The organism is Brevundimonas sp. AAP58 (assembly GCF_001295975.1).
Taxonomy (GTDB): Bacteria; Pseudomonadota; Alphaproteobacteria; order Caulobacterales; family Caulobacteraceae; genus Brevundimonas.
In genome coordinates this window covers 1-6,286 of sequence record NZ_LJHU01000065.1, presented here as the reverse complement: position 1 = coordinate 6,286, position 6,286 = coordinate 1, and the positions used below count along the sequence as shown (strand labels likewise).

Here is a 6,286-nt window from a genome sequence, read left to right as displayed (position 1 = left end):
CGGGGTCACCATTGTCCGGCGTGACCCCGCCCCGCAAGGACGGATGATCGTGCGGCGCGTCTCCCCTCGCGCCGCGAGGCCTGAAAGAGAGTTTCCTTGGACGCCGCCGTTCTGACCGCCACCCGCCCCAGAGGCGACGTCGAGACCCTGGCCCGCCTGGCCAAGGCCGACATGGCGGCGGTCGACGCGCTGATCCTGGACCGGATGCAGTCCCAGGTTCCGGTGATCCCGCTGCTGGCCGAGCACATCGTCTCGGCGGGCGGCAAGCGCCTGCGTCCGCTTCTGACCATCGCCGCCGCCCGCGCCGTCGGGGCGACGGAGGTCGAGAACGCCCTGAAACTCGCCGCCTCCGTCGAATTCATTCACACCGCCACCCTCCTGCACGACGACGTCGTCGACGGCTCTGAGCGCCGCCGGGGCAAGGTCGCGGCCCACCTGATCTGGGGCTCGGCCACCAGCGTGCTTGTCGGCGACTTCCTGTTCGCCCGGGCCTTTGAGCTGATGGTCGAGACCGGCGCGATCCGCGCGCTGGGCATCCTGGCCCAGGCGTCCGGCGTTATCGCCCAGGGCGAGGTGCTGCAGCTGACCCGCGCCCACGACCTGAACCTGGATCAGGAAACCTACCTGCGGATCATCTCAGCAAAGACCGCCGAACTGTTCGCCGCCGCCGCCGAGGCCGGTGCGGTCGGCGTCGGTGCCGACGAGCGCGCCACCGACGCCCTGCGCTCCTACGGCCTCAATCTGGGCCTGGCCTTCCAGCTGGCCGACGACGCTCTGGACTACGGCGGCTCCTCCGAGGCTCTGGGCAAGAACGCCGGCGACGATTTCCGTGAAGGCAAGGTCACCTTGCCGCTGCTACTCGCCGTCGCCCGCACGCGCGGCCGCGAGGACGCCTTCTGGGACCGCACCATCAACCGGAACGAACGCTCCGACGAGGACTTCCGCCGCGCCCGCGAGCTGATCTTTGGAACCGGCGCGGTCTCGGCCACGCTCGATGCCGCCGGTGACTACGCCGACGCTGCCAAGGCCGCGCTGAAGGTCCTTCCACGCAGCGACTGGCGGTCGGCGCTGGAAAGCCTCGCCGACTTCGCCGTCAGCCGGGCCAGCTAGCGCAGGCTCGCCGCGAACCGCTGGATGCGGGCGCAGGCGTCCTCCAGAACGTTTTCGGACGTCGCATAGCTGATGCGGAAGTAGGGGCTCAGGCCGAACGCCGCCCCATGCACCACCGACACGCCTTCGGCCTCCAGAAGCGCGGTCGCGAAGGTCTCGTCGCTCTCGATCACCGTCCCGTCTGGTGCCGTCTTGCCGATCAGCCCCTCGATTGACGGATAGACATAGAAGGCCCCCTCCGGCGTCGGACAGCGGATGCCCGTCGCCTGGTTCAGCATCGACACCACCAGGTCGCGCCGCCGCTCGAAGGCCGCCCCACGCTCCGGCAGGAAGTCCTGGGGCCCGTTCAGCGCCTCGACCGCGGCCCACTGGCTGATCGACGCCGGGTTCGACGTCGTCTGGCTGGCGACCTTGCGCATCAGGTCGATCAGGGTCTTGGGCCCGCCCGCGTAGCCGATGCGCCAGCCCGTCATGGCATAGGCCTTGGACACGCCGTTCACCGTCAGGGTCCGGTCGTACAGGTCCGGCGCGACCTGGGCGATCGTCGTGTACTCGAACCCGCCATAGGTCAGGTGCTCATACATGTCGTCGGTCAGGATCCAGACCTGCGGATGGCGTCGCAGGACCTGCGCCAGCGCCTCCAGCTCGGCCCGGGTATAGGCCGCACCGGTGGGGTTAGACGGGCTGTTCAGGATCAGCCACTTGGTCCGGGGCGTGATCGCGCCTTCCAGCACCTCGGGCCGCAGCTTGAACCCGTCAGCCTCCTCGCCGGTAACGAACACCGGATCGCCGCCCGCCAGCAGCACCATGTCCGGATAGCTGACCCAATAGGGCGCCGGCACGATGACCTGATCGCCCGCGTTCAGCGTGGCTACCAGGGCGTTGTAGATCACCGGCTTGCCGCCCGGCGCGACGTGGATCTGCGCCGTCGTATAGGTCAGGCCGTTCTCGCGGGCGAACTTGGCCACGATGGCGGCCTTCAGCTCGGGCAGGCCGTCGACGTCCGTGTACTTGGTCTCGCCGCGCTGGATGGCGGCGATGGCGGCGGCCTTGATGGTCTCGGGCGTGTCGAAGTCGGGCTCTCCGGCGCCCAGGCTGATGACGTTGCGCCCCTGACGCTTCAGCTCGCGCGCCTTGGCGGTGGCGGCCAGCGTCGCGGAGGGTGCCACGCGGGCGAGGGCGGAGGACTGCAGGTCGGACATGGTGACTCCGTCGGAGAGGCACGTTCCTTACGCAGATGCGAAAGATGGGGCAAATCCGCCGCCACACCGTCGACGCGGCTAGATCAGGAGCATGATCGCGTTGCCAAAGTTGTGCATCAGCACAGGCAACAGCACGCTGCGGGTCCGCAACACCAACCAGACGCCGATCACCGACGGCACGCCCGTCAGCGCCATCGTCAGCGTGTCGAAGGCGAACACCCCGTCCGAGACGCTCAGGGCGTGGGCGAGGCCGAAGAGGATGCAAGACAGGACCGCGCCCCAATGCCACTCGACCCCGAGCAAGCTCAGCCGGGCGGTGAAGGCCCGACCCAGCACCAGCAACAGGACGCCGCGATAGAACGCCTCTTCTTCCAGCCCCGGCATGGTCAACTGGAAGGCGATGGTTTCAGCCGAGGCCGTCTCGTTGGGAAACACAAGCGCAAGCGTCAGAAAGAAGGCACCATAGACCAGGCTGACCATCAGGGCCGCTTTCAGGCTGCCCGGTGCCTGGCGAAGGGTCAGTCCGGACGCCCGCCATCCGATCGTGGGCAGGGCGGCGACCGCCAGGGTGGCGAAGAGGGCGAGCAGCTTACCCTGCCAGTTCCAGTCGCCTCCCACGAAATCGGGCAGGGTACGGTAGCCGCTTGTCAGCAGCACATCGTTCAGGACCACGAGGGCCGCCGCTGCGATCATCCAGCGCCATGAGATTGCGCTGGGCTGGACGATGCCAATCACCGTGCCAAGTCCCAATAAGATCGCGACCACGCCTGCTGTGCCGATAACTCCGTCCATGCCTTCCTCCGCCGTTCGATGACGGTCATCGCCATAGGTGGCAAGGCGAGGGGAGGCTCATCAGAACTGGGCGGATCGTTCCTCAGAACCCGGCTGCGAGGCCGCCCGGAAGGCGCTGGGCGTACAGCCCTCCATGTCGCGGAACACTCGGTTGAACGACGCCAGCGAGGCGAAGCCGCTGTCCATGGCGATGGCGATCAGCTTGTCATGCCGATGCTCGGGATCCGCCAGTCGCCGCTTGGCCTCAGCCACCCGATGGGCGTTCAGGAAAGTGCGGAAGTGGTCATGGCCCAGGTTCTGGTTGATCAGGTTTCGCACCACGCGTTCCGGAGCGTTCATGGCCTTCGCGAACTGTCCAAACGTCAGATCGGGGTCGAGGTGGAGTCGATCGACCTCAAGCAGTCTCTCCAGCCTCGCCGCCAGCACGGAATCGGATGCGCCTTCTGCCCGTGCCGCGGCGTCGGGGCGAGCAGGTAGGATCCGAGCAGGAGAGAGAGGCGCGATCGTCAGATCGAGCGTCAGAAGCCACCCGACAAAGACGAGGACAACGGCGTTCTGAACGATCGTGAAGCCTTGCGGCCCCCAGTCCAGACCAAGTGTGAGATCAACCGCAAGGTCTGTCAGCAACTGCGCCGCCAGAACAGTTACGACTGTGATGCGTGCTTTGCGCCTTCGATCGACCATGTCTTGGGCGCGATCGGACACGAGCCGCCATACGAGGTGCGCCACCATGATCAGGCCGAGACCGACGAGTAGCCAGGACAGCCCTCGACCGGCCCAGGCGTCGCCGATCAGGCCGCGATCCAGGCTGGCGATCAGGATCCATGCGATCCCGACGCCCAGCACCATGCCCCGGGGGCGGAAGCTATGATCAAAAACGGCGAGACACCACCACCACAGGAAGACGGCCGCATAACCGGTGAGGATGACGCCCACCCATCCCATCGCGCCGGACAGTCGCAGAGCCGGGTCGGGTGTGTTCCCTGCCAGGAAGCCCGCGATGCAAAGCGCAAACGGAACGAAGTAGCGTCGAGCGCTTGGGCTCGCGCCAATACGGCCGAAAGCGGCCCACAAAAGCAATGTCGCCCCGGCAACCCTGATGATGACGTCGATCTCTTCCACCGCCATTCGGGCGTGCTACAGGCCGCTTCCGGCGTCGCATAGTCCTGGCTGCGCCCGGTCGACTTAACTTCGGGAACACGCCTGACCATGCGCGGGCTCATAGACTTCATCCTGAACATGGAGGCCCGGCGCTGGCGCACAGCCTTGGCGGCGGCGCTTCTGATCGGGGCGACGCTCGGCCTGCTCGCGCTCGGCAAGACCCAGTTGGCCCTCGACGCCGAAGAGAACCTCGAGGCCTGGCTTCAGGGCTATCGCGGCAGCCCTTGGGCTTTCGCCATAACCATCGCCCTGTTCGTGGCCGCCGCCTTCGTGGGCGCGCCGCAGTTCATCCTGATCGCCGCCTGCGTCGTCGCCTTCGGGCCATCGCTAGGCTTCTTCTACAGCTGGGCGGCGACGGTGGTGTCTGCGGGCGTGACCTACTGGCTCGGTCGCGGACCGACCGCCCGCCTGATCGACCGTCTGGACAGCCGGACACTGGAACGGCTCAAGCGCTTCGTGGGCCGAAACGCCTTCTACGCCAGCTTCATGATCCGCAACGTGCCCTCGGCACCCTTCATCGTCGTCAACATGGCCTTCGGGGCGACCCGCGCCTCCTATATCGCCTTCCTTGTGGGGTGCGCGCTGGGTGTCCTGCCCAAGACAGCTCTAGTCGCCTTCTTCGGTGGCGCGGTCGTATCGGCAGTCAGCGGGGATGGCGTTTGGACGTCCCTGATCCTGATCGCCGTCGCGGTGGCGTGGCTGATCATAATGCTGGGCGTTCGCGAGTTGGTCAGACGACGCGAGACGCGCTCGGATCAGGGCATCGTGCCGGACGCATAGGTATTTCAACGTAGGGTATCGTTAAGGTGTATGTTACCGCGCGTGTCATACCGGTGTCATGGTCAGGAGGCCGCGATGCCGACGCGCAAATTTCGAGAAGAGCACGACCGAATCCTTCGCCAGGCCAGCGCAATCGCCGGCCTTGCAAATGGTCGCATGACTCGCGACGCCGCAGATGAGGCCCGGGCCGCCATCCTCGGGCTGGATCGCCTCCTGGTGGAGCACCTGACTGCGGAAGATGAGTGGATGTATCCTCTCCTCATGGCCTCGCCTGACGAGAGCGTTCGAGGCGCGGCGACCGAGTGCTTCGGGGACATGGGAGGCATCCGGGGGGCTTGGGACGCCTATCGAGAGCTGTGGACCAGCGAAGCCATCCTGGAGGCACCGATCCGGTTCCGCGCCGCGACGGACGGTGTGATCGGAGCCTTGGCCATGCGGGTGGAACGGGAGAATGTGGAACTCTATCCTCTGGTTGATCATATGTCTCCATTGCCGGCTGAAGAGGATCAGGCTGCCTGACGGTGCCGGAAGCGGAGCTGTAACCGGCTCGTGATGCCCTTGCCCCCGGTGCCTCGGATCAGGACTTGTAATCGCCTGTAGCAGCGGGCAAACGGGCGGCTAGTCCGTCAGGCGAGGACGATCAGGAGGCTGACTGCGCATGGGGATGCGCACCGGTCAGGGGCGTCGCCGAAACGGGCTGGATCAGCATCGCCTCAGACGGCCCAACCCGAACGGTAACCGACCCCCATGAGCTTCTCCCTCTTCGGCGCGATCTCCAACGACATCGCGATGGACCTGGGCACTGCCAACACCCTGATCTACATGAAGGGCAAGGGCATCGTCCTGAACGAGCCGTCCGTCGTGGCGCTGAGAAACGTCGGTGGGCGGAAGATCGTCCACGCCGTGGGCATCGAGGCCAAGCAGATGCTGGGTCGCACCCCGGGTCACATGGAAGCCATCCGTCCGATGCGCGACGGGGTCATCGCCGATTTCGAAGTCGCCGAAGAGATGATCAAGCACTTCATCCGCAAGGTCCATAACCGCAAGGGCTTCGTGAACCCCAAGATCATCGTCTGCGTGCCCTCCGGCGCCACGGCGGTCGAGCGCCGCGCGATCAACGACAGCTGCCTGAACGCCTCGGCCCGCCGGGTCGGCCTGATCGACGAGCCGATGGCCGCGGCGATCGGCGCGGGCCTGCCGATCCACGAGCCGACCGGCTCGATGGTGGTCGACATCGGCGG

Annotated in this window: 7 protein-coding genes; 4 read left to right on the top strand and 3 right to left on the bottom strand. The window is 66.4% G+C overall.

The annotated features are described in order from the left end of the window. The first annotated feature begins 96 nt into the window (after positions 1 to 96). Positions 97 to 1,110: a polyprenyl synthetase family protein gene (locus IP78_RS09325; RefSeq protein WP_156320349.1), complete on the top strand. Its 1,014-nt coding sequence runs from the start codon at positions 97 to 99 to the stop codon at positions 1,108 to 1,110. Here IP78_RS09325 and IP78_RS09320 read toward each other — a convergent pair. The 3 genes from IP78_RS09320 to IP78_RS09310 all read right to left on the bottom strand — a co-directional run bounded on the left by IP78_RS09320 (position 1,107) and on the right by IP78_RS09310 (position 4,232). Continuing rightward, on the bottom strand, positions 1,107 to 2,312 hold the full coding sequence (locus IP78_RS09320; RefSeq protein ID WP_054111413.1) for a pyridoxal phosphate-dependent aminotransferase: 1,206 nt from the start codon (positions 2,310 to 2,312) through the stop codon (positions 1,107 to 1,109). The genes IP78_RS09325 and IP78_RS09320 overlap by 4 nt on opposite strands. Before the next feature lie 78 nt (positions 2,313 to 2,390). Then, complete coding sequence (locus tag IP78_RS09315; protein WP_054111412.1) at positions 2,391 to 3,104, bottom strand: CPBP family intramembrane glutamic endopeptidase; 714 nt, start codon at positions 3,102 to 3,104, stop codon at positions 2,391 to 2,393. Between the two features lie 60 nt (positions 3,105 to 3,164). After that, a complete protein-coding gene (locus IP78_RS09310) occupies positions 3,165 to 4,232 on the bottom strand; it encodes an AraC family transcriptional regulator (RefSeq protein WP_054111411.1) in 1,068 nt (355 codons plus the stop codon). Between the two features lie 81 nt (positions 4,233 to 4,313). Between IP78_RS09310 and IP78_RS09305 the strand changes: the two genes are divergently transcribed. From IP78_RS09305 to IP78_RS09295, 3 genes are all read left to right on the top strand, one after another. Beyond that, on the top strand, positions 4,314 to 5,045 hold the full coding sequence (locus IP78_RS09305) for a TVP38/TMEM64 family protein (RefSeq protein WP_054111410.1): 732 nt from the start codon (positions 4,314 to 4,316) through the stop codon (positions 5,043 to 5,045). 30 nt (positions 5,046 to 5,075) lie between these two features. Beyond that, positions 5,076 to 5,564: a hemerythrin domain-containing protein gene (locus IP78_RS09300; protein ID WP_082384936.1), complete on the top strand. Its 489-nt coding sequence runs from the start codon at positions 5,076 to 5,078 to the stop codon at positions 5,562 to 5,564. 228 nt (positions 5,565 to 5,792) lie between these two features. Continuing rightward, a partial coding sequence (locus IP78_RS09295; RefSeq protein ID WP_197272425.1) for a rod shape-determining protein occupies positions 5,793 to 6,286 on the top strand: 494 nt, incomplete at its 3' end.